Raw genomic sequence first — 21,887 nt, 5'->3', positions numbered from 1 at the left:
CGGGCCTTTAAGGCTGAGCGGCGCCTGCCGCAGGCGCCCCCGGCGCGCCTTCCAGCGCGACCAGCTTCACCCGCGTATAGCCGCCTGAGCGCAAGAGCTCCATGACACCCATCAACTCGCCATATGGCACCGACTTGTCGGCACGCAGGAACACATACTTGTCCTTGCTCATGTCGGACAGGCCGTCCAGGGTCCCGATCAACTCGGCCCGGTGGACCGGGTTTTCGCCAATGGCCAGCGTCAGATCGGGCTTGATGCTGAGATAAGTCGGCTTGTCCGGCTTCTTCTGCGGCGTCGCGCTCGACGTCGGCAGATCGATCGGCAGGTCGACCGTGGAGAGCGGCGCGGCGACCATGAAGATGATCAGCAGCACCAGGATGACGTCGATGAACGGCGTGACGTTGATGTCATGCGTTTCCGAGAAGTCGTCGTCATCATCATTGTCTGCGAGTGAAACGGCCATGGTCTACTCCGCCGCGCGCGAATGCACGCTGCCGTGGCTGCGGTCGAGATCGCGCGAGAGCAGCCGCCCTGCTGCACCCGAGGCGCGGCTGACGAGCTCGAGATAGCCCTTCGTCACGCGCGAGAAGTGGTTGTAGATGATGACGGCGGGAATGGCGGCGACGAGGCCGATCGCGGTGGCAAGCAGCGCTTCGGCGATGCCGGGCGCGACCACGGCGAGGTTCGTGGTCTGCGACTTCGAGATGCCGATGAAGCTGTTCATGATGCCCCAGACCGTGCCGAACAGGCCGACGAAGGGCGAGGTCGAGCCGATGGTCGCGAGCACGCCCATGCCGATCCGGATGCGCCGCTGTTCCGCGCGCACGATCTCGGAAAAGCTCGAGGCCGCGCGCTCCTTGATGCCGGCATCGCTGGACAGGCCGGCCGACATCCGCGCCTCGCGCAGTGCCGCCGCCAGGAAGGACGGCAGCATGCCCTCCTTGGTGCCGAGCGCCATCTGCGCTTCGGCGAGGGAGCGCGCCTCCGCAATCTTCTTCAAGGCCGAACGAAGCTTGGTCGAGGCGACCGACAGCTCGATCGATTTGGCGATGAAGACGGTCCAGGTCATCAGCGAGGCGAAGGCGAGCCCGATCATCACCGCCTTCACGATGACGTCCGCCGACATGAACATCACCCAGGGCGACAATTCCTTCATGGCCGGCACGATGGCCGCCGCCTCGGACTTCGCACTCGCGGGATTGGCGGCCACGGGGGCGGTCGCAACGGCGGGAGCCGTCGAGGCCGCAGGCGCCGGGGCCACCGGCGCGGTTGCCGACGGAACCGTTCCGGCCGCGGACGGCTGAGCTGTCGATTGCACCGGTGCCGCCGGCGGGCTTTGTGTCTGGGCAGAAACGGGGGATGCGAGCCAGGCGGCCGCCAGCATCAAGGCTGCGGCAAGGCTTGCTTGGAAGGACATGGTCTTCATACTTCGGCCCAGTAGCGAATGAGGTTGTGATAGATACCCGTCAATTTGACCGTTTCGGGATCGTCACGCCCGAGCCGTTGCACCAGCGCCTGTATCGCGGTGTCCAAGTCAAAGATCATGCTCCGGGCTTGATCGTCCCGTATCATGCTCTGAAGCCAGAAGAAAGACGCAACCCGCGTCCCCCTGGTCACGGGGGTGACCAGATGGAGGCTGGTCGAGGGATAGAGCACGCAGTCCCCGGCTGGCAACTTGACTTCGTGCGAGCCGTAGGTGTCCTCGATCACAAGTTCGCCACCGTCGTACTCCTCCGGCTCGGCGAGGAACAGCGTGACCGATAGGTCCGTGCGGATGCGAAGGCCGGTCAGGCGGTCGCCGCGGATCGCATTGTCGACGTGCAGCCCGAAATGGTGGCCGCTGCTCGCGGCATAGCGGTTGAACAGCGGCGGGAAGATCTGGAGCGGTATCGCCGCCGCGATGAAGCGCGGGTTCGACGTCAGCGCCGAGATGATGCGGTTGCCGAGTTTTCGCGCGACTTCGCTGTCGGGCGGCAGCTGTTCATTGCGCTTGACCATGGCCGACTGCGCACCCGCGGTGGAGCGCCCGTCCTCCCATTCGCTGGCATCCATGATGCGGCGGAAATCCGCCACATCATCCTTGCTGAGAACGCCAGGCAGACACGTCAACATGATCAGAACTTCGCTGTCGTCACGATGTAGAACGCCCGTCCCGGCGCAACCGCCACGAACGGCACGTTGCTGCGATAGAACGAGTCGTAATAGAGCTTGTTGGTCAGGTTCTGCGCGTAGAACTTCATGGTCCAGTTCTGGTCGATCTTCTTCTCGACGAACGCATCGAAACGCCAATAGCTCGGCAGCTCGTTGGTGTTGGCCGCGAACGTGCCGCCATAGACCTTGGAGCGATACACCGCCTGGCCGCCAAGCTCCCAACCGTCATCGAACTTGTACTTGGTGAGCATGCTGAACGACTGGTGGGCAACGTTGGCGAGTTGCAGCCCGATATTCGAAGCAACGCCGCTCTGCGTGACCTTCGACTGCATCAGCACCAGCCCGCCGAAGATGCTCCAGCGGTCGGTGATCTTGCCTTCCGCTTCGATGTCGATGCCTTGGATCCTGTAGGCAGCGCCCGAGGTCAGCAGGCCGTTGACGGTTTCGCGCGCGTTGTCCTTGGTGGTTTGGAACAGTGCACCGGTCACCAGCAGGTGGCGATCCGCAAGCTCCCATTTGGTGCCGAGCTCGATCGCCTTGTTGCGTTCCGGCCCGAGCAGGATGGTCGAGTTGGGGGGAACGCCACCATAGTCGGTACCGGTCGCGTCCAGCTCCGACCCGAACGGATTGGCCGAGGTCGCGTAGGCTGCATAGACGCTGCCGATCGACATCGGCTTGTAGACCAGGCCGACGTTGTAGTTCACCAGATCGGCGTTCTGCTTCACATAGCTCGAATTGTTCGACGCGCTCTGGCTATAGCCGTCATGGCGGACGCCGCCGTTGACAATGACCGTGTCCTGCCAGTTCGCGGTATCCATGACGTACACGCTGCTGGTGTTGACGCCATAGCGCGTCGGATTTCCAAGCAGCGACGGAATGCCGAAGGGAATGTTGGTGTATTGCGGGGAGTAGAGATTGACTCCCGTCACCGCGCCGTTGCTCGTAAAGGCGGAGCCGGACAGTTCGGATGCGAGACCGGCATAGCGGTCGATCGAGATGTTCTCGTTCGAATATTCGACGCCGAACACCGCCGTATGCTTGACCCCGCCGGTGTCGAGCTTGAACGTGGCCTCGTTCTGGTTGGCCCAAACGTCGACATTCTGGTAGCGGCTCTGCGCGCTCGCCGTCGTGGTCCAGAGCAGCGGATTGGGGCTGGTCGTATTCGGGTTCTGCGGCAGCGTGCCGATATAGTTGAGCAGCGAGTGCTCGCCGCGCACCTTGCTGGTCAGCGTGATCGCCTCGTTGACCTTGTACTCGATCGTGCCGGTGCCGAAATCCTGCCGCGCGGTCTGGAAGTCGCGGTTGAGGAAGCCGTACCAATTGCCACGCGGAATCCCCGCCGAGGTCACCGGCACGTTGCCCTGCTTGTAATAGGGCACGCCGAAATCGGGATAACCGCTGAGATCGGTATGGACGTAGTTCGTCGTGATCTTGATGTCGTTGGTCGGGGTGTACTTGGTCGAGATGAAGCTGCCCCAGCGATTGTCGGTGACGTAGTTGCGTCCGGCGACGTTGGCGTCCTGGAACAGACCGCCCGTGCGCACCGAGAAGGTCGGATCGATCACCTGGTTGACGTCGAGCGTGACGCGTTTGGTCATGTCGGTACCAAACTCGCTGTCGATGCGCTTGAAGTTGACGTCGCCGGCCTGCTTGGTGACGATGTTGATGGCGCCGCCGGCGGTGCCGCGGCCGGCATAGGAGGATGCCGGGCCGCGCAGAATCTCGATCTGCTCGGTGAAGAAGTTCTCGCGGATGGACACGGCGGGATCGCGGATGCCGTCGATGAAGACGTCGTTGCGCGCATCGAATCCGCGGATGAAGAAGCGGTCGCCGAACGCGTTGCCGCCCTCGCCCGAGCCGAGCGTCACGCCCGCGGTCGAGCGCCCGATCTCCTTCAGCGTCGTGGCGTTCTTGTCCTCGAGCACTTCCTTGCTGAGCACCGTAATGGTCTTCGGCGTGTTCAGCATCTTCTCGGGAAACTTGCCCGAGGCCTGGACGTGGTCGACCTTGTAGGGCGCCGCCGGATCAGCATAGGGATTGCCGTCGGGAGCGCCGGACGGCGTGGTGGGAGCCGTCTGCTGCGCCTGCTGGCGCTGCGCGGCGCGACGAAGCGCGTTGCGGGCGCGGACCTGCTCAGGCGAAGGCTTCGAGGCCGCCGGACGCGGACGCTCGACCGGAGCATCGACCGTCACCGGCGGCAGGTTCGACTGCTGCGCCTGCGCGCCGCTCGACACCGACGCCACCGCGATCAAGCTCGCAACCGCTGAAACTTTTTTACCGGAAACGCCCGCGGATCTCTCATCCATCGGATCGAACGCTACGACCGAACGCAACGACTTCGGTGCGACCACCTGCCCCATTACCAAACGCCCCATCTTCTTGTTCGCTCATTCACTTCGAACGAACGATGGGCTGTTGGTATCGGCCGCAAAATAGTGGGTCAATGCGAGCCGTTCGCGAGAATGTTTGAATCGGTCCAGATCAAAACGATTCTAAACTGCAGTTTGAAATCGTTCTAAGACGAGATTGGATTCGTTCTAAAGACAACGCGGCTATAGCGCTTCGTTCTCAGTCGCTGCTCGGCGGCTTCATCAGCGAGAACAATTCATCGACGGTCTTCTGCGCGACGGCGCGCACGCGATCGGTACTGTCCATGCCGGCGATGTTGACGCCGTTCACGACGGCTTTGATCTCGTCGCGAAAGTCGGTGAGGAAGCGCAAGGGATCGCGCTGCTCGTTGGCGACACGCGCGATCAATCCCGTGATCAGAATCTGGCATGCGATCAGCTTGCCGTTCAGCTCGTCCATGCTGCGCTCCATTGATGGCGGCGCCGATATGGACGATGCGGAAATCGCTGACAACCGAAACGGTCTCCACGCGACTTAGAACCATTCTTGTCTTGCGACTGATCCGAACCACGGCTGGCGCAACGTCATTCGGCATGAGCACGCCGTCTTGGGCGCTGCGCAAAGCCGGCACGCCGATCGGTCGAGGCGGGAAAATTCAGCACTGCACATCGCCGCGCCAGACCACTGCCAAGAGGGTGCAAAGCTTTCCAATTGTTTAGGATTCTCTGCCGATAGTGCTGTTTACACTGGAACTTGGCGTGTATTATACATCGCGATGGAACTCTACGATTGCCCTATTATTCGTAGCTGAGGGCATACGAGCCGACACGAGACGACATGAAAAAGTCCCGGCCGATCCTCTGGCTTCTGATCATCGCGGCCGTGGCCTCCGCGGGTTATTATAGTTGGCAGAAATTCGGCTCGTCCCAGGCTGGAAAAACCCAGACCGCACAAAAAGGCCCGCCTCGCCCCTCCGCCGTCCCCGTCAGCGTTGCGCCGGTCCAGAAGACCGACTTTCCTGTGTACCTCACCGGTCTCGGCACGGTTCAGGGTTTCAATACGGTCCAGGTCCGAACCCGTGTGGATGGCCAGATCAACAGGCTCGAATTCAAAGAGGGCCAGATCGTCAAGCAGGGCGATCTCCTGGTCGCGATCGACCCCCGTCCCTATCAAGCCGCGCTCGACCAGGCTAAGGCCAAGAAGGCGCAGGACGAGGCCAGTCTGGCCAACGCCAATCTCGAACTTCAGCGCGCCATGAGGCTCGGCGAATTCGCGACCGCGCAGCGGGTGGATACCCAGCGCTCGACCGTCGCCCAGCTCACCGCCCAGATCGCCGCCGACGAGGCCGCGATCGCCAACGCCCAGACCCAGCTCGATTACACCCAAATCAAGGCGCCGATCCCCGGTGTCGCCGGCCTGCGCCAGGTCGACATCGGCAATATCGTGAACGCCTCGACGCAGACGGGCATCGTCACGATCTCGCAGGTCGAGCCGATCTCGGTGATCTTCACGGCGCCGGAAGACCAGCTCCCCTATATCAGCGAAGGCCAGAAGGTCGGCGCGCTCAAGGTGATCGCCTTCACGACCGACGGAAAGAAGACGCTGGCCGAGGGCAAGCTCGCGGTCATCAACAACCAGGTCGACACGACCAGCGGGACGATCCGGCTCAAGGCGGTGTTCGACAACAAGGACCACACGCTGTGGCCCGGCCAATCGGTCTCGACGCGGCTCCTGGTGCGAACGCTGAAGGATGCGACCGTGGTTCCGGATGACGCGGTCCAGCATTCCACCAACGGACTCTACGCCTATACCGTCAACCAGGACAGCAAAGCCGAGGTGCACAAGGTCAAGGTCAGCTATGGCATCGACGGGCGTTCGGTCATCGAGGAAGGCTTGAGCCCGGGCCAGCAGGTGATCGTCGGTGGTCAGTTCAAGGTCCAGCCCGGCAGCCTCGTGTCGACGGCGGTGGCAAGCTCGGATCCAGCCCAGAACAAGGTACGACAGGAATGATTGGGGGCGGGATTTCGGCACCTTTCATCCGATATCCCATCGGCACCTCGCTGCTGATGGCTGGCATTCTCTTTGTCGGTCTCGTCGCCTATCCCCTGCTCCCGGTTGCGCCCCTGCCGCAGGTGGACTTTCCGACCATCCAGATCACCGCCAACCTGCCCGGCGGCAGCCCCGAAACGATGGCCTCGTCGGTGGCGCAGCCGCTCGAGCGGCAATTCGCCCAGATTCCCGGCATCGCGCAGATGACCTCGACGAGTTATCTGGGCACGGCGTCGATCACCATCCAGTTCGACCTCAACCGCAGCATCGACGGCGCCGCCAACGACGTGCAGGGCGCCATCAACGCCGCCAGCGGCCAGCTGCCGAAGAACCTGCCTTCGCCCCCGACCTACCGCAAGGTCAACCCCGCCGACGCGCCGATCCTGCTGCTGTCGGCGACCTCGGAGACGCTGCCTCTCACCAACGTCAGCGACGCGGTCGACGCCCAGCTCGCCCAGCAGATCAGCCAGCTCTCCGGCGTCGCGCAGGTGTTCATCGGCGGCCAGCAGAAACCCTCCATCCGCATCCAGGTCGACCCGGCGAAGCTGGTCGCCAAGGGCCTGTCGATGGAGGATGTGCGCAGCCAGATCGCGATCACCACGGTCGACAGCCCCAAGGGCAATATCGACGGCGAAAAACGCGCCTACACGATCTACGCCAACGACCAGCTCACCCAGTCGAAGGACTGGAACGACGTCATCATCGCCTATCGCAACGGGGGTCCGTTGCGGATTCGCGACATCGGCCAAGCGGTCAGCGCCGCCGAGGACGCCAAGCAGGCGGCCTGGGCCAACGGCAAGCGCGGCGTATTCCTGGTGATCTTCAAGCAGCCGGGCGCGAACGTCATCGAGACCGTGGACCGGATCAAGGCGACCCTGCCTCGCCTCGTTGCAGCGATCCCGCCTGCGATCAAGATCGAGCTCATCAGCGACCGTACCACGACCATCCGCGCCGCGGTTGAGGACGTCCAGTTCACGCTGCTGCTGACCATCGCCCTCGTGGTCATGGTCATCTTCATCTTCCTGCGCAGCTTCTGGGCGACGGTCATCCCCACGGTCACGGTGCCATTGGCGCTCCTGGGCGCGTGCGCCCTGATGTGGGTGGCCGGCTATTCGCTCGACAATCTGTCGCTGATGGCGCTCACCATCGCGGTCGGTTTCGTCGTCGACGACGCCATCGTGATGCTCGAGAACATCACCCGCTACATCGAGGAGGGCGAAACCCCGCTCGCGGCCGCCTTCAGGGGCTCCAAGGAAATCGGCTTCACCATCGTCTCGATCAGCATCTCGCTGGTCGCGGTGCTGATCCCCTTGCTGCTTATGGGCGGCATCATCGGGCGCCTGTTCCGCGAATTCGCCGTCGTGCTGGCGATGACGATCTTCGTCTCGATGTTCGTGTCGCTGACGCTGACGCCGATGATGGCCTCGCGCTTCCTGCGCGCCCATGGCGAGGTGCAGCACGGCCGCTTCTATCAATGGAGCGAGCGCGCCTTTGACGCCATGCTGCGCGGCTATGAATACATCCTCGACCACGCCCTGGCGTGGCGGCGCACCACACTCACAATCTTCTTCGCCACGCTCGGACTGTCGATCTACCTGTTCGTGCTGATCCCGAAAGGCTTCTTCCCGCAGCAGGACGTCGGCCTGATCACGGCCACCTCCGAAGCCTCGCAGGACATTTCGTTCAAGGAGATGATGAGACGCCAGGAGCAGCTCGGCAAGATCATCCTGGCCGATCCCGACGTCGCCAGCGTTGCCATGGCGATCGGCGGCAGCGGCCGAGCGGGCAACAACGGCAATCTGTTCATCACGCTGAAGCCGCGCGATAAGCGCGAGGCCTCGGCACAACAGATCATCGCGCGCCTGCGTCCGCAGTTCGACAAGGTCGAGGGCGCCCGCCTCTACATGCAGGCGGCCCAGGACGTCCGGCTCGGCGGCCGGCCGACGCGCACGCAGTTCGAGTTCACCTTGCAGGATGCCGATCTCGCCGAGCTCAACGAGTGGGCGCCGAAAATCCTCGCCAAGATGCAGACGCTGCCGGAGCTGCGCGACGTCGCGACCGACCAGCAGACGCAGGGCACGACGGTGCAGCTCAAGATCAACCGCGACACCGCCGCCCGCTACGGCATCCAGCCGCAGCTGATCGACGACACGCTCTATGACGCCTTCGGACAGCGGCAGGTCACGCAGTATTTCACCCAGCTCAACACCTACAAGGTGATCCTCGAGATCCTGCCGGAGATGCAGGGCAATCTCGACAGCTTGAACAAGCTCTATCTGAAGTCACCGTCGACCGGCGACCAGGTGCCATTGTCGACCTTCGCGACCTGGACCACCGATCCGGTCCGCCCGCTCTCGATCAGCCATCAGGGCCAGTTCCCGGCGATCACGATCAGCTTCAACCTCGCGCAAGGCGTGGCGCTCGGCCAGGCAACGGAGGCTGTACAGAAGGCGATGGCCGAGCTCGGCGCGCCACCGACGCTGAATTCGAGCTTCCAGGGCACCGCTCAGGCGTTCCAGCAGTCGCTCGGCACCGTGCCGCTCTTGATCCTCGCCGCCCTCGTCGTGGTCTATCTGATCCTCGGCATACTCTACGAGAGCTACATCCATCCGATCACGATTCTGTCGACGCTGCCCTCGGCCGGCGTCGGCGCGCTCGCAATCCTGATGGCAGCCGGCTTCGACTTCAGCCTGATCGCGCTGATCGGCATCATCCTGTTGATCGGAATCGTGAAGAAGAACGGCATCATGATGGTCGACTTCGCGATCGCCGCCGAGCGCGACGAGCACAAGACGCCGGAGCAATCGATCCGCCAGGCCGCACTGCTGCGCTTCCGCCCGATCATGATGACGACGATGGCGGCTCTGCTCGGCGGCGTGCCGTTGATGCTCGGCCACGGCACCGGTGCCGAAATCCGCCAGCCGCTCGGCTACGCCATGGTCGGCGGCCTGATCGTCAGCCAGGCGCTGACGCTGTTCACCACGCCCGTCGTCTATCTCTATCTCGACGAGCTCAACAACTGGTTCTCGGGCCGGGGCCGTACGGGTGACGGCGAAGGCCGCGAGGCGCCCGAGCACGGCAGCGTCAAGGAAGCCGCCGAGTAAGCTTGCACCGCACGTCCGGCAACGCTACAGCGAGACCCCGGTTCGCAAATGCGGTTTCGCCATGCTCATGCAATCCAGACTTGTCGCCCTTGCCGCTGCCGTCCTGCTGTCAGCGGGCGCCGCACATGCCCAGCAGGGCGCCAAGAAGAACGCCGCTCCTCCGGCCGCGCAGCCCGCGCCCGCCCCGACGCAAGCGCAGCCTGACGGCGCTTCCGGACAGCCCGGCTGGATCGTCCGCTGCACCAGCGCAAGCCGCGACGCCCCGCTCGAATGCGCGATGGAGCAGAACGCGGTGCTGACCAAGACCGGCCAGACCGTCGTCCTGATCAACATCCGCATCGCGCCCGACACCCGCACGCCGATCGCGCTGCTGCAATTGCCGCTCGGCCTCAATCTTCCCGTCGGCGCCAAGCTCCAGGTGGACGAAGGCAAGACCGTCGACCTCCAGGTCCAGACTTGCGAGAACCGCGGCTGCTACGCCTCGACACCGATCGCAGCGGACCTGCTCGCAGCGTTGCGGTCGGGCAAGCAGTTGAAGGTCTCCTTCCAGAACATGGCCAAGGAGACGATCGCGATCCCGATGCCGCTGAGCGATTTCGCGGCGGCTTACGACAGGATTAAGTAAGGGCGACCCGTCAGCTCGCGACGTCGCTCGCCCGGAGCAGCGTCGTGAAGCCGCCATAGATCATCCGCTTGCCGTCGAACGGCATGCCCTCGAACTTCATCCGCGGGTCCGCCATCACCTTCTTGTTGACGGCATCGCGCGTCTCCCGGTCGCGGTAGACGATCCAGGCGAACACCACGACCTCGTCCTCTTTCGCCATCACCGCGCGCGGAAACGAGGTGAGCTCCCCATAGGGAACGTCATCACCGATGCATTCGACATAATCGAGCGCGCCGTGCTCCATCCAAAGCGCGCAGGCGGTCGTCGCCAGCGCCTTGTAGGCCTCGAGATTGGCCTTCGGCACGGCGAGAACGAAACCATCGACATAGGGCATCAGGGATCTCCTTGGGTTGTACGGCCCAAGGACGATACAGCGCGCTGCGATCCGACTTGGAAATGCGAATGTTGGTGAGGCAAACCGTCGCGAGCAGCGAGGCGGCCCATCAACCTGCCATTCTGCTCAGGGACCTGGAACCATACCTTGGAAAATTGCCCGGGCTGGCTGGGGAACCTGGATTCGAACCAAGACAAACAGAGTCAGAGTCTGTTGTGCTACCGTTACACCATTCCCCACCGAAACGCTTGAAATCGCTAAGCTTTCTTCGGAGTTTTTGCAAGGCTGACTGAAGATTTTGCAAATCAGCGGCTCGCAGGCCGCTCATATAGCCGCGCTGATCTTCGCGGTCCAGTCCTTCTGTGAACATCGTCGCCTGTTCTTGATGCGTTCACGCCCGAGCGAAACGTCTTGCTGCTCTTTTTCGAGAATGAGCGCGGAGCGCCTGTGGCGGCACCGCGCTTGGAATCTCACCTCGGTGATCTCAGCGATGCACGGGGCCGGATTCGACCATTCCCGGCCAGAGCAGGCCATCAATGCGTGCGGCCGATGTGGACGACGATCTCGCCTTTGCCGTTCGCAATCATCACCTGGCCGTATTCGTCCTGCGGCGGGCTTTCCTCGAAGCGAAGCGGGATCGTCGTGATCTCCTGCGGGGCCTCGCCACTCGGCTCCTGTGCATTCACATCGAGGATCAGGATCTTCGGATTGATCCCCTGCGGCGAGCGCTTTGTCAGCCGGGCTCGCCAGCCGTTGGTCGGCACCCGCACGTCTCCCGTCATGATCAGCTTGGGCGGCGCGCCGGGCGCGCGATCGATCCAGGCTTTGAAGGTGTTTCTCAGCAGGACAGTCATGATACGCCTCCCTTGCCAAGTTGCGCGACCCTTCGGTCGTGAACAAAACATAGGCCGACGATGCGAAGCAGATCGTGAATGGCCCGTGAATCCAGTGCGCGCCAACACCTGCCGCGACCACACGGGATTTGCCGCCACACGATCCTGGCCGGACACGCATCGGGTCCTGCCTGCCTCTGCGTCGCCGCGCACGATACGTCGGACAAGGCGAACAAGTCAGATCGAGCTCGCGCGTGAGTTGTCGACGACGCGGCGGATGCCCCGCATGCCGCCGAAGATCCGCCGATTCACGCTGATTTCACGGCCGTCGGCTCGAAGTGATGAGCCATTTCTCATTCCGCACGCAAGGCGCATTTCGATCATTCCGCAACCCTTGACCATCTGACGAGCCGAGATGTACCATTCCCGAATTGCTTCAGATCCGGCGGGCTGCATTCCTGAGCTCACCTGTCATTGGCTTCGCAGACCGCGCGAACCGATAGTTTGCATTCTGCCAAGTCTGGCCACCCGGAACCTGCCCTCCTACACTGTCGTCGACACCATCGACGGGGGATGGGACGAGATGTCGGGAGTCAACAACAAGGCGGTTGGCGCAGACGAGCCCCGCCACCTGACACTTAAAATCATCGGAGCATTTTCGGCGTCCGTGGACGGGCAAGAGGTCGGGCTCGGCCGAAAGGCGCAAGCGCTTCTCGGCTATATGATGCTCTCCTCCGCACGCCAGTTGCCCAGGAGCAAGTTGGTCGGGCTGCTCTGGAGCGAGAAGGAAGACCCGCTCGCAAAGGGCTCGCTGCGCCAATCGTTAAGCCAGATTCAGCGCGAGCTAAAAGCGCTCGGCTGCCCGCACTTCCATGCAGACCAGATCCACGTGGCACTCGATATCGAACGGGTGAACTGCGATCTGGTCGAGATCATCTCGGATGCCGAGCGCGGTATCGTCCATCCACTCCTGCTCACGCGCGAACGCCTGACCGACGATATCCTCGACGACCTGGAAGGCGTCGATCCGGCCTTCTCGGAATGGCTCGCAGAGACGCGACCTCTGATCCACGAACGGCTGATCGACGCGCTGACGAGGCTGCTGCCCAGCGAGACCGACCCAGTCGTGACGGCAACCGCGGAAGCTGCAGCGAAGGCGATCCACCGGCTGGATTCGGAGAACGAGCGGGCCATTCGAGTTCTCATCAAGAGCCATCTCGCGACCGGGAGCATTGGCGCGGCACTCGCGATCTATGCGCGCCTCTGGCGCCAACTCGAAGATGCCTACGACATCGAGCCGCACAAACTCACGCAGGACTTGATTGCCGGCCTGCGGCAGCAGCAGCCCGAAACCGTCGTAAGGCCGGCTCCGTCTTCCATAGCAGCGCCCGCCATCGCCCTGTCCGGATCCGTCGTCAGCCGACCGTCGGTCGCCGTCCTTCCCTTTCGCGCGCTCTCGCCCGCCCTGGAGCCTCAATTCACGATCGGCGTGGTCGACAGCGTCGTCCAGGCTTTGTCGGGCTTGAAGGAGCTGTTCGTCATCTCCCGCGGCTCCACGATGATCCCGGCATCGCAGACGCCGGATCTGCGTGCAATCGGCCGCGATCTCAATGCGCAATATCTGCTTCATGGAAGCATTCAGCGCGCCGGCGATCAGATCCGGATCTCGACCGAGCTCGTTGCCGCCGAAACGGTCGAAGTCGTCCGGGTCGATCGTCTCAGCGGGGCTGCAGCCGACGTCTTCGATTTGCAGGATCGCATCGCCGTCGAGGTCATACGCTCGCTGGCGCCCCAAGTCCGCGACCGGGAGCTTCATCGCGCAATGCAGAAGAGACCAGACGATCTCGACGCCTATCAACTGGCGTTGGTCGGTTACGATCAGATGTTCAGCCCGGATTACACGACATTCGTGACGGCCCGAACCAATTTCGAGCGGGCGCATGTCCTCAGCCCGAGCTGGGCACCTCCCTTGTCCTACAGCGCCATCTGGCACATGCAGCGCGTGGCGCGCGGGTGGTCTGCGAATGCACTGAACGAACGCGATGCCGCGCGTGCACTCGCCGAAAGAGCGCTGGAGCGCAACTCGGCGGATCCGCTCGCCAACGCCGTCGGCGGTTATACGCTGTCGCAGTGCAAGCACGACCATGTCGGGGCCCTCGAGCAGCTCGACCGCGCGATCGAGCTTACGCCGAACCTGGCGCTCGCATTCGCGTACCGGGCCGCCGTGCATGTCCGCTGCGAAAACTACCAAGACGCGCTGCGCGATGCCGCGGTCAATCTGCGCCTGTCCCCGAGAGACCGGCACGCATGGTTCGCCGAGATGATCTCGGCTCAGGCCCACTTTGCCCTGCAGGACCTCACGTCCGCGATCGAACACGCGACGCGGGTCGCGACGCAATTGCCCGGCAATCAGGTGAACCTGCGCGTTCTCGTTGCCGCTCTCGTGGAGAGCGGACGCCTCGACGATGCGCAGACCTTTGCCCAGCCATTGATGTCGGCAGGTGAGATCGACCTGAAGTGGATCGCGACGTCGCCATGGCCGAAGCCGACCCTGGCGCGCGTCGAAGCAGCGCTCTCGCGGCTGGCATCGGCACTTCGGCATGGAGACAGCAAGAGCGGCACCGGCAAGTCTTAAACAGAGGAGGCAGACATGGCAGGCGGATATGGCGGTTACGGCGGCTATGGCGGATATGGCGGCTACGGAGGCTATGGCGGGTATGGAGGCTACGGCGGCAACGCAGCCGGATCGAGCGGCGCCATGTTCAGCGATCGCGTCGATCGCCCGTTCATAAGCGAGCGCGATATCGCCGGCGCCAGATTCAATCCCAGCGGCTTTGGCATGAGGCTCTGGTCGACCCGGTGGTACGCCTGGGTCGTGATGTCCGATCTCGCCAGCCGGGCAGATTGGCTCGCCAGGCTCGGCGGCTTTGCGCTGCTCGGCGCCGGGCCAACCCCCTGGGCCGGAGTTCTTGACGACGATATCAGCGCTTTGAGGAACATGGCGGTTCACGAGCGCGCTGCGGCCCTCGACGACATCGTCTCCGAGGCCGACGAATTCATCAGCAAGTTCCTGCATCTGGTATCCGCGACGGCGACGACGCATCCGGCGACATCGCGCCTGTTGATCGTCGCCGACGCGCTCACGGCGTTGATCGCGATGCACTACAAGGCTCATTTCAACCGTCCGCGTCCAACCCAAGTCGTGCCTGGCCTCATGTCGCCGATCCAGCACGGCGGACATGCGTCCTACCCAAGCGGTCACTCTACCCAGGCTCACGTCTTCGCGGCGCTGCTCACGAAAGTCATTCCGCCGTCCCTCGGCGTTCCGGCCCCGGCGCCGGGAGCCGCAGGGAGAACGACGATTGACAAGGCGCTCGGCGTCCTTGCCGACAGAGTGGCGCGCAATCGCGAAATCGCCGGCCTCCACTATCGCTCGGACACCGTGGCGGGCGTGACACTCGCAACCGCGATCACCGACAAAATTCTCCTCGATCGGGCATACCTGCCGAAGTTCACGGAGCTCGTCGACAACGCCAGGCGCGAGTGGGCGGACACCGGTGTCTTCGCGGGAGGGAAAGATGCCCAAGAGTGATGGCTACGGCTTGTACGAGGTCGTGCCGAAAGGCTTCAACCTCCTCGAGGCCAGCCCGGACAAGCTCGATCTCTATGGCATTCCGCAAAAGCCGGATGTTCTCACCGAGCCGGAGCTGTTCGAATTTTGGGCAACTCTGGTTTCGCCGCACTTTTTCGCGAAACGACCGACGTTCAGCACCATCGATCCCCCCTCGCTCGGAGGGGCGCTCGAATCGATGTTGAATTGGTCGGGGGCGCTGATCTCCACGCCCTGGCCGCAGCGGATCGTTTTCGCTGCAGGCAAATGGAAGGTGCCGGCCGTGCGTCTGCCGTCCGCGCCAGCGTTGAACACGCACTCTGACGATCCAAAATCGTTGTTATGGGTGGGCCTCGACGGCCGCAATGGCAGGTTACCCAATACGTCCCTTCCTCAAATCGGCACCGGCCACTGGCCCAACCGCAAGCCAAATCACTTCGCCTGGTGGGACTGGTGGCACAACTCGGACGAGAAGGACACGACGCCGCAAGCGATCACGGTGATCGACAACCTGCCGATCGAGACCGGCCACGAGATCCTCGCTGGTCTTGCGGTGCAGGTCAGCGGAGACGTTCTGTACTTCATCAAGAACCAGAGCACCGGCCAATTCCGCTCATTTCTCGCCCGACAGCCCCCCGGAGAGATCGAACCGCTCGGATCGTCGGTGGAATGGGTGATGGAGCGGCCGACAGACCCGGGAAGCGGCGACCTGTTTCCGCTTCCCGATTATGGTTCCGTGGATTTCAGCTACTGCGTGGCGCGGGCTGCGGATGGAGCGGTCGGGTCCGGGCGCATGATGACGCTCGCCGACAACGCACTCATGATCGAGATGCGCGAGGCTTTCGCAAATCCCGAGCGTACCGTCATTGTGTCACGCGCGGCACTACGGCAGGAGAACGCGAGCGCCCCGATCGGCGTCACATGCACTTTCCAGGACCCGATGGCGTAAGCTAGCAATGCGCATTTCGGGCCGGACCGTGATCCGGCCCGTCTCGGCTGGCGAAAGACCAGCAAGGCTGCGCCTACTCCAACTTGATGTTCGCCGCCTCGATCACTTTCTTCCAGCGCGCCGTCTCGGAGGCGATGTAGGCCGAGAACGCCTCGGAATCCACCGCGACCGCGGCCGCACCAAGCTCGGCCATCTTCTGCACCGTCTCCGGCTGCTGCATGAAGGCGCGGATTTCGGCCGAGAGCTTTTCGACGATCGGCTTCGGCGTGCCCGCAGGGACGAAGAAGCCATGCCAGGCCACGGCCTCGAAGCCCGGCAGAAATTCAGTGACCGCCGGGATTTCGGGATCAAAGGAGGCGCGCTTCGGCGTAGCCGTCGCCAGCATCGCGAGCTGGCCGGTCTTCACCTGCGGCAGCAGCAGCGGCACGTTGTCGAAGGCGAGATCGATCTGGCCGCTGAGGAGGTCCGTCAGCATCTGGCTCGACCCCTTGTAGGGCACATGCACCATCTTGGTGCCGGTCATCTGCTGGAACAGCTCGCCGGCCAGATGCTGCGAGGTGCCGACGCCAGCGGAGCCGAACGAGATCTTGTCGGGGTTCGCCTTCAGATAGGCGATCAGTTCCGGCACGGTGCGCGCCTTGATCTTGTTGGGGTTCACCACGAGCACGTTGGGCACGACGCTGATCTGGGCAACCGGCACCAGATCCTTGTCCGGCTGGTAGCTCAGCTTCGGACCGTAGAGCGACGGATTGATCGCAAGCGCCGAGGTGCTGGCAAGGCCGAGCGTGATGCCGTCAGGCGCGGACTTCGCGAGCCGCGTGACGCCGAGGATCGAGCCCGCGCCGCCGACATTCTCCACCACGAAGGGCTTGCCGAATTTCGTCTGCAAATGGTTCGAGACCATGCGCGCGAAGATATCGGCCGTGCCGCCGGCGGCGAAGGGAACGATCACCGTTACCTGCTTGGACGGATAGCTCTCCTGCGCCTTCGCCGGCGACGTCGCCAGCAGCATGACTGAGGCAAGAACAAGCCACATCGATCTCATCGAAGTTTCCTCTGTTTCACTGTGTTGTTGATTGGTGGGGCGGGCCGCGGGAGACGGCTAGAACGCGGCCTCGTACATGTTGAGGATCGCATCCCGGCTCAAATCGCGCGGATTGTTGTCGAGCAGGCGGCGAATGGCGTGCGCCTCGTCGGCCATCGCGCCGAGATCGTTCTTGGGCACGCCGAGCGCGGACAGCCGCATCTCGATGCCGAGTTTCTTGCAGAACTCATAGCTGGCATCGAATGCAAGCTCGGGATCATTGCGTTCCGGCAGTCCCAACGCACCCAGCACGGCGACGGTCTTCTCTCCCACCGCCGGCATGTTGAAGGCGAGCGTATGCGGGAAGATCACCGCGCAGGCGAGACCGTGCGCAACGTGATGGCGCGTGCCGAGTGGATAGGCCACGGCGTGGCCCGCCGTCGTATTCACCGGTCCCAGACAATAGCCGCCATAGAGCGAGGCCAGCGAAAGACCCGCGCGCGCCTCGCGGTCGCTGCCGTCGGCGACCGCGCGCTTGAGATAGCGTCCGACCAGCCGCGCGCCTTCGAGCGCGTAGAGATCGATGGTCGGATGCGCCTTGCGGCTGGTGTAAGCCTCGACACAATGCGCCAGCGCATCGACACCGGTCGCCGCGGTGACCTCCTTCGGCACGGTCATCGTCAAGTCCGGATCGACGATGGCGATGTCGGCGAGCATGAAGCGGCTCTGCACCGCCTGCTTGTTCTGACTGACGGGATCGGTGACCAGCGCGCGGGTGCCCGCTTCGCTGCCGGTGCCTGAGGTGGTCGGAATCTGCATCAGCGCCACGCCGCGGCCGGCGACTTTCTCCGGCCCGACGATGTCGGCAAAGGCCACGTCACTGGTGCACATCACCGCGACCAGCTTGGCCAGATCCATCGCGCTGCCGCCGCCGAAGCCGACGACGAGATCAGGCTTGACCTCCTTCGCCATCGCCACCGCCTTCTCGAGATTGGGCAGGTCCGGCTCAGGCTTGACCTCGCCGAACACCTTGACGGCCCCCGGCAGCGCCAACGTATCGGCACGGCGCGCGTTGAACGGGTCCGAGATCACCAGCGGCCGCTTGGCGCCGATCCGCTCGGCGAAGCGCGCCGCGGCGGTGATCGTGCCGTTGCCGAACTCCAGGATGGTGGGGCGTTGGATTTCGATGGGCGTGAAGGCGTTGGTCATCGTGCGTTCGATCTCATGATTTGGATTTGGATGCGGAGGCGCCGGCGGCCAGCCGTTCAGCATAGTCGATGGCTTCGATCAGGCTGTGCTCGTTGGCGATGCCCTTGCCGGCGATGTCGAAGGCGGTGCCGTGATCGACGGAGGTGCGGATGATCGGCAGGCCGAGCGTGATGTTGACGCCGGAGAGCTCCTGCCAACGGCCGGTCGCCGGATCGACCTGGAAGCCGAGCAGCTTGACGGGGATGTGCCCCTGGTCGTGATACATCGCGACCGCGGCATCGAACTGGCCGGCGCGCAGCTTGACGAAAATGGTGTCGCCCGGCACCGGGCCGACGACGTCGAGACCGTCCGCCACCGCTTTGGCGATCGTCGGCGCCGAGACGTCGATGTCCTGCCGGCCGAACAGGCCGCCCTCGCCCGCATGCGGATTGAGCGCGGCGATCGCGATCTTGGGCTTGGCGATGCCGAGCCGGCGCAACGCGTCATTGGTGAGGTCGATCACCATGCGCAGCCGCTCCGGCGTCAGGCGCTTCGGCACGTCCTCCAGCGCGACATGGGTCGAGACATGGCTGACGCGCATGTTGCCATGGGCCAGCAGCATCACCGAGCCGCGAACGCCGGTGAGATGCGCCAGCATCTCGGTATGGCCAGGGAAATGATAGCCGGCCTTGTTGAGCGCTTCCTTGTTCAGCGGCGCGGTGACGATCGCCGCGGTGCGGCCGGCCTGTGTCAGGCGCACGCCCTGCTCGATCGCCTTGTAGGCAAAGCGGCCGCCATCGGCGCTGAGCACGCCGGGCTTGATCGGATCGCCTTCAACGTCGGCTTGCAGGTAGCAGAGATTGGGCCATTCGCGATCCTCAGCCGTCACCTCCGGGATCGCGACGTCGGCACCGAGCACGGCCTTCGCACCTTCCAGCGCCGCGCCGCTGCCGATGACGAGCAGGCGCAGATCGCCCCTCGCGATCCGCTCCTTCAGCCCGACGCAGGCCTTGACGATGATCTCCGGCCCGATCCCGGCCGGATCGCCCATGGTGATGGCAAGATGACGAGAGGTCATATCGGACTCTCCATTCTGAGCAGGTGATTGTCCCGGAGCAGATCGCGCCACAGCTCGCTGTTGCCGAACGCTCCAGACTTTGAAACGACGTCGACGCCGGCCCAGCGCCCGCCCTGCAGGATCGAGCGCGGCAATCCCGGCACGATGCGTCCTGTCACCTGGAGCGCATGCGCGCCAAGGGCAACACACGCGGCCTTCAAGGTCTCGCCGCCGGCGACGACCAGCGTGCCGGGCGGGTCGAGCGCCACAATCAATGCCGCCATTTCGCGCGCGATCCGCCGCGCCGCTTCAGTGCGTGTCAGGCCTTCGGCGAGAGAGAATTTGACCATCGCCACGCCGCCGTCGCCCAGCTTGCGCTGGACGCGCGTCGCGCCCTCGCCTTCCGCGAGCGCAATCGCCGCCGCGCCGCACGCAGCCAGCTGCGAGGCGGTGGCAGGCTGGTCGGAACCGAACAGCCCCAGCACGGGCAACTTCAATTGGCCTGGCGCATCGGCACGGTGGCTGCGCGCAAGCGCGCCGGCCAACCCGCCGCTTCCGCACCACAGCACGGGCCCCGGCATGCGCCGTCCTATCTCGACGACGCGGTCGAGGTCGATGTCGCTCTCGGCATCGAACACCTGAATGCCGCCCTGCAATACCGTATCGGAGCTGCCCCGCCGCGCCTCGATACCGTCCTGTCTCAATTGATCCAGCAGATTGTCGCCGACCCGATGCCACTCGCCTTGCATCGTGCGTGCGAATTGCTGGCCGCCTGCGGTGCGGCGCCCCTGATAGTCGAAGGCGGGCGCGACCACGCAGGATGCCCAATGACCGCTGCGCAGGCAGGCGCCGAGCTCGGCCGCCCAGGCACCACGCAGGAGGCTGTCGACCTTCTTGTAGGCGATCGTCGCGCCCTGAAGCTGCGGCGCCAACCGTCCCACGATCTCGACGCTCTCCGCCTTCGATCGCTCGCGGGTACCGCTGTCGATCGCGAGGCTGGTGGAGCCGGACGTCGCGAGTGCCTCCAGCCAGGTGACGTCGAACGGCCCGCACAGGCCGACGAACTCCGCCGCGGTGTCGAGCGCACCGGTCAGATCGTCAGCAAGCAGCCGGACGCTCGTCATCGTCATCTCGCTCCCGCGCCAAAGATCTTGCCGGGATTCATCAGGCCATGCGGATCGAGCAATTGCTTGATGTCCCGCATCAGCTCGATATCGAGGGGATCGGCAACGCGGGCGAGCCGGCCGCGATTGGTGATGCCGATGCCGTGCTCGGCACTGATCGCCCCGCCTTGCGCCGCCGTCTCGTCATCGACGATCTCGTTGATCTCAGCCACGAGCCTCGCCGTCGCATCCGGGGCCTGGCAATGCACCCGATCGATCAGGGCCACGACGTGGATGTTGCCGTCGCCGATATGGCCGTGCATGACGACGTTCGCATGCGGCACGGCCGCCCTGATCCGGGCCTCGACATTGTTGACGAAAGCCGCCTGGCGCTCCAGCGGCACCACGCTGTCGTGCGACACCACATAGCCGCTGCGCTTGTTGCCTTCGGACACGCTGTGCCTGACGGCCCAGATCGCCTTCGCCTGGGTCAGATTGGAAGCCAATATGGCGTCTTCAGCGAGCCCCACTTCCATGGCATCCGCGAGCACCGTGGCCAGCGGCTCATTGAGGTCAACGCCTGTGAGCGTGTCGGTCAGCTCGACGATCAGATACCATGGCGTCGTCAGCTCGAAGGGAATGGTGACATGCGGCACCGTCGCGGCGATCACCTCGATCTGCGAGCGCGACATGACCTCGAGGCTGCCGAGCCGGTCGCCGACTGCGCCGCGCAGGCGCTGCATGATATCGAGCGCCTGCTCCACGCCTTGCAGCTGCAACAGCGCCAGGGCCGAGCTGCGCGGCGGCGCGAACAGTTTCAGCACCGCCGCGGTGACGATGCCGAGCGTGCCCTCCGCACCGATAAAGAGCTGCTTCAGCGCATAACCCGTATTGTCCTTGCGCAGTGCGCGCAGGCCATTGAAGACGCGGCCATCAGGCAAGACGACCTCCAGGCCGAGCACGAGATCGCGCGTCGGACCGTAACGCAGCACGGCGGTGCCGCCGGCATTGGTCGAGATGTTGCCGCCGATCTGGCAGGAGCCCTCGGCGCCGAGGCTCAAGGGAAAATAGCGATCGACGTCCCGCGCCGCGTTCTGCACCTCCGCGAGGATGCAGCCGGCCTCCACCGTGATGGTATTGGCGAGCGGGCTGACGTCGCGCACGGCCCGCATGCGGTCGAGCCGGATCACGACATTGCCGGCGTGATCGTCGGGCGTCGCCGCCCCGCACATGCCGGTGTTGCCGCCCTGCGGCACGATCGCGAGTCGTCTTGCTGCGCAGAACTTCACGACGGCGGCGACCTCGGCGGTCGAGCCGGGCTTCACCACGGCAACGGCCCGACCGTGATAGCGCCCGCGCCAGTCCACCACGTAAGGCTCCTGATCCTGCCCGGACGCAATGACGTGCTTGTCGCCGACGATCGCGGCGAGTCCGGCCAACGCATCGTGGAAAAAATCGGACATCGGTTCGCC

Annotated in this window: 19 protein-coding genes and 1 tRNA gene; 6 read left to right on the top strand and 14 right to left on the bottom strand. The window is 64.1% G+C overall.

What is annotated here, in order from left to right; all coding sequences use genetic code 11:
• Positions 1 to 7: 7 nt before the first annotated feature.
• The 5 genes from exbD to CVM73_RS10055 all read right to left on the bottom strand — a co-directional run bounded on the left by exbD (position 8) and on the right by CVM73_RS10055 (position 4,959).
• Entirely contained in the window at positions 8 to 463 is a 456-nt protein-coding gene (exbD, locus tag CVM73_RS10075; RefSeq protein ID WP_100231845.1) for a TonB system transport protein ExbD, read from the bottom strand.
• Between the two features lie 3 nt (positions 464 to 466).
• The gene (gene exbB / locus CVM73_RS10070; RefSeq protein WP_100231844.1) at positions 467 to 1,426 is read right to left on the bottom strand and encodes a tonB-system energizer ExbB; all 960 of its coding nucleotides are present in this window, start codon (positions 1,424 to 1,426) and stop codon (positions 467 to 469) included.
• Positions 1,423 to 2,112, bottom strand: coding sequence for a Fe2+-dependent dioxygenase (locus CVM73_RS10065; protein WP_100231843.1), 690 nt, complete (start codon positions 2,110 to 2,112; stop codon positions 1,423 to 1,425). Before CVM73_RS10065 ends, exbB begins: the two co-directional genes overlap by 4 nt.
• Before the next feature lie 2 nt (positions 2,113 to 2,114).
• Positions 2,115 to 4,511, bottom strand: coding sequence for a TonB-dependent receptor (locus CVM73_RS10060; RefSeq protein WP_100231842.1), 2,397 nt, complete (start codon positions 4,509 to 4,511; stop codon positions 2,115 to 2,117).
• 208 nt (positions 4,512 to 4,719) lie between these two features.
• Complete coding sequence (locus tag CVM73_RS10055) at positions 4,720 to 4,959, bottom strand: hypothetical protein (protein ID WP_027571757.1); 240 nt, start codon at positions 4,957 to 4,959, stop codon at positions 4,720 to 4,722.
• Positions 4,960 to 5,337: 378 nt separating this feature from the next.
• Here CVM73_RS10055 and CVM73_RS10050 point away from each other — a divergent pair, with 378 nt between their 5' ends.
• The 3 genes from CVM73_RS10050 to CVM73_RS10040 all read left to right on the top strand — a co-directional run bounded on the left by CVM73_RS10050 (position 5,338) and on the right by CVM73_RS10040 (position 10,278).
• Positions 5,338 to 6,510 (top strand): efflux RND transporter periplasmic adaptor subunit, encoded by a 1,173-nt coding sequence (locus tag CVM73_RS10050; RefSeq protein ID WP_167406752.1) that lies wholly within the window; start codon positions 5,338 to 5,340, stop codon positions 6,508 to 6,510.
• On the top strand, positions 6,507 to 9,653 hold the full coding sequence (locus CVM73_RS10045) for a multidrug efflux RND transporter permease subunit (protein ID WP_100231840.1): 3,147 nt from the start codon (positions 6,507 to 6,509) through the stop codon (positions 9,651 to 9,653). The genes CVM73_RS10050 and CVM73_RS10045 overlap by 4 nt, the downstream gene beginning before the upstream one ends.
• Before the next feature lie 61 nt (positions 9,654 to 9,714).
• The gene (locus tag CVM73_RS10040) at positions 9,715 to 10,278 is read left to right on the top strand and encodes an invasion associated locus B family protein (protein WP_167406751.1); all 564 of its coding nucleotides are present in this window, start codon (positions 9,715 to 9,717) and stop codon (positions 10,276 to 10,278) included.
• Between the two features lie 10 nt (positions 10,279 to 10,288).
• Here the strand turns inward: CVM73_RS10040 and CVM73_RS10035 are convergent, their stop codons facing one another.
• The 4 genes from CVM73_RS10035 to CVM73_RS39690 all read right to left on the bottom strand — a co-directional run bounded on the left by CVM73_RS10035 (position 10,289) and on the right by CVM73_RS39690 (position 11,940).
• Positions 10,289 to 10,651 carry a DUF1428 domain-containing protein gene (locus CVM73_RS10035; RefSeq protein ID WP_100231839.1) on the bottom strand — a complete coding sequence of 121 codons (363 nt, stop codon included), beginning with the start codon at positions 10,649 to 10,651 and terminating at the stop codon, positions 10,289 to 10,291.
• Positions 10,652 to 10,816: 165 nt separating this feature from the next.
• Positions 10,817 to 10,890: transfer RNA gene (locus tag CVM73_RS10030), tRNA-Gln, on the bottom strand.
• Between the two features lie 294 nt (positions 10,891 to 11,184).
• Positions 11,185 to 11,505: a hypothetical protein gene (locus CVM73_RS10020; RefSeq protein ID WP_100231837.1), complete on the bottom strand. Its 321-nt coding sequence runs from the start codon at positions 11,503 to 11,505 to the stop codon at positions 11,185 to 11,187.
• A gap of 216 nt (positions 11,506 to 11,721) precedes the next feature.
• Positions 11,722 to 11,940 carry a hypothetical protein gene (locus CVM73_RS39690; RefSeq protein ID WP_158237562.1) on the bottom strand — a complete coding sequence of 73 codons (219 nt, stop codon included), beginning with the start codon at positions 11,938 to 11,940 and terminating at the stop codon, positions 11,722 to 11,724.
• 127 nt (positions 11,941 to 12,067) lie between these two features.
• Between CVM73_RS39690 and CVM73_RS10015 the strand changes: the two genes are divergently transcribed.
• The 3 genes from CVM73_RS10015 to CVM73_RS10005 are packed head-to-tail and all read left to right on the top strand — an operon-like array spanning position 12,068 to position 16,043.
• Positions 12,068 to 14,119: a BTAD domain-containing putative transcriptional regulator gene (locus tag CVM73_RS10015; protein ID WP_158237561.1), complete on the top strand. Its 2,052-nt coding sequence runs from the start codon at positions 12,068 to 12,070 to the stop codon at positions 14,117 to 14,119.
• Between the two features lie 15 nt (positions 14,120 to 14,134).
• Positions 14,135 to 15,076 carry a phosphatase PAP2 family protein gene (locus CVM73_RS40640; protein ID WP_208639189.1) on the top strand — a complete coding sequence of 314 codons (942 nt, stop codon included), beginning with the start codon at positions 14,135 to 14,137 and terminating at the stop codon, positions 15,074 to 15,076.
• Positions 15,063 to 16,043: a G1 family glutamic endopeptidase gene (locus CVM73_RS10005; protein ID WP_100231835.1), complete on the top strand. Its 981-nt coding sequence runs from the start codon at positions 15,063 to 15,065 to the stop codon at positions 16,041 to 16,043. Before CVM73_RS40640 ends, CVM73_RS10005 begins: the two co-directional genes overlap by 14 nt.
• Before the next feature lie 73 nt (positions 16,044 to 16,116).
• On the opposite strand, the gene CVM73_RS10000 is transcribed toward CVM73_RS10005, so the two are convergent.
• From CVM73_RS10000 to CVM73_RS09980, 5 genes are read right to left on the bottom strand one after another with little or no spacing between them, the layout of a single operon-like run.
• Positions 16,117 to 17,088, bottom strand: coding sequence for a Bug family tripartite tricarboxylate transporter substrate binding protein (locus CVM73_RS10000; RefSeq protein WP_100231834.1), 972 nt, complete (start codon positions 17,086 to 17,088; stop codon positions 16,117 to 16,119).
• 57 nt (positions 17,089 to 17,145) lie between these two features.
• Positions 17,146 to 18,276, bottom strand: a complete 1,131-nt coding sequence (locus tag CVM73_RS09995) for an iron-containing alcohol dehydrogenase (protein WP_208639188.1) — start codon at positions 18,274 to 18,276, stop codon at positions 17,146 to 17,148.
• A 13-nt stretch (positions 18,277 to 18,289) separates the two neighbouring features.
• Complete coding sequence (gene pdxA / locus CVM73_RS09990) at positions 18,290 to 19,333, bottom strand: 4-hydroxythreonine-4-phosphate dehydrogenase PdxA (protein WP_100231833.1); 1,044 nt, start codon at positions 19,331 to 19,333, stop codon at positions 18,290 to 18,292.
• Complete coding sequence (locus CVM73_RS09985; protein WP_100231927.1) at positions 19,330 to 20,436, bottom strand: four-carbon acid sugar kinase family protein; 1,107 nt, start codon at positions 20,434 to 20,436, stop codon at positions 19,330 to 19,332. Before CVM73_RS09985 ends, pdxA begins: the two co-directional genes overlap by 4 nt.
• A 2-nt stretch (positions 20,437 to 20,438) precedes the next feature.
• Positions 20,439 to 21,878 (bottom strand): FAD-binding oxidoreductase, encoded by a 1,440-nt coding sequence (locus CVM73_RS09980; protein ID WP_100231832.1) that lies wholly within the window; start codon positions 21,876 to 21,878, stop codon positions 20,439 to 20,441.
• Positions 21,879 to 21,887 lie beyond the last annotated feature (9 nt).

Source organism: Bradyrhizobium forestalis (assembly GCF_002795245.1).
Classification (GTDB): Bacteria; Pseudomonadota; Alphaproteobacteria; order Rhizobiales; family Xanthobacteraceae; genus Bradyrhizobium; species Bradyrhizobium forestalis.
Note: the sequence above shows the minus strand (reverse complement) of the source record. Positions and strands in the feature narration are given on the sequence as shown.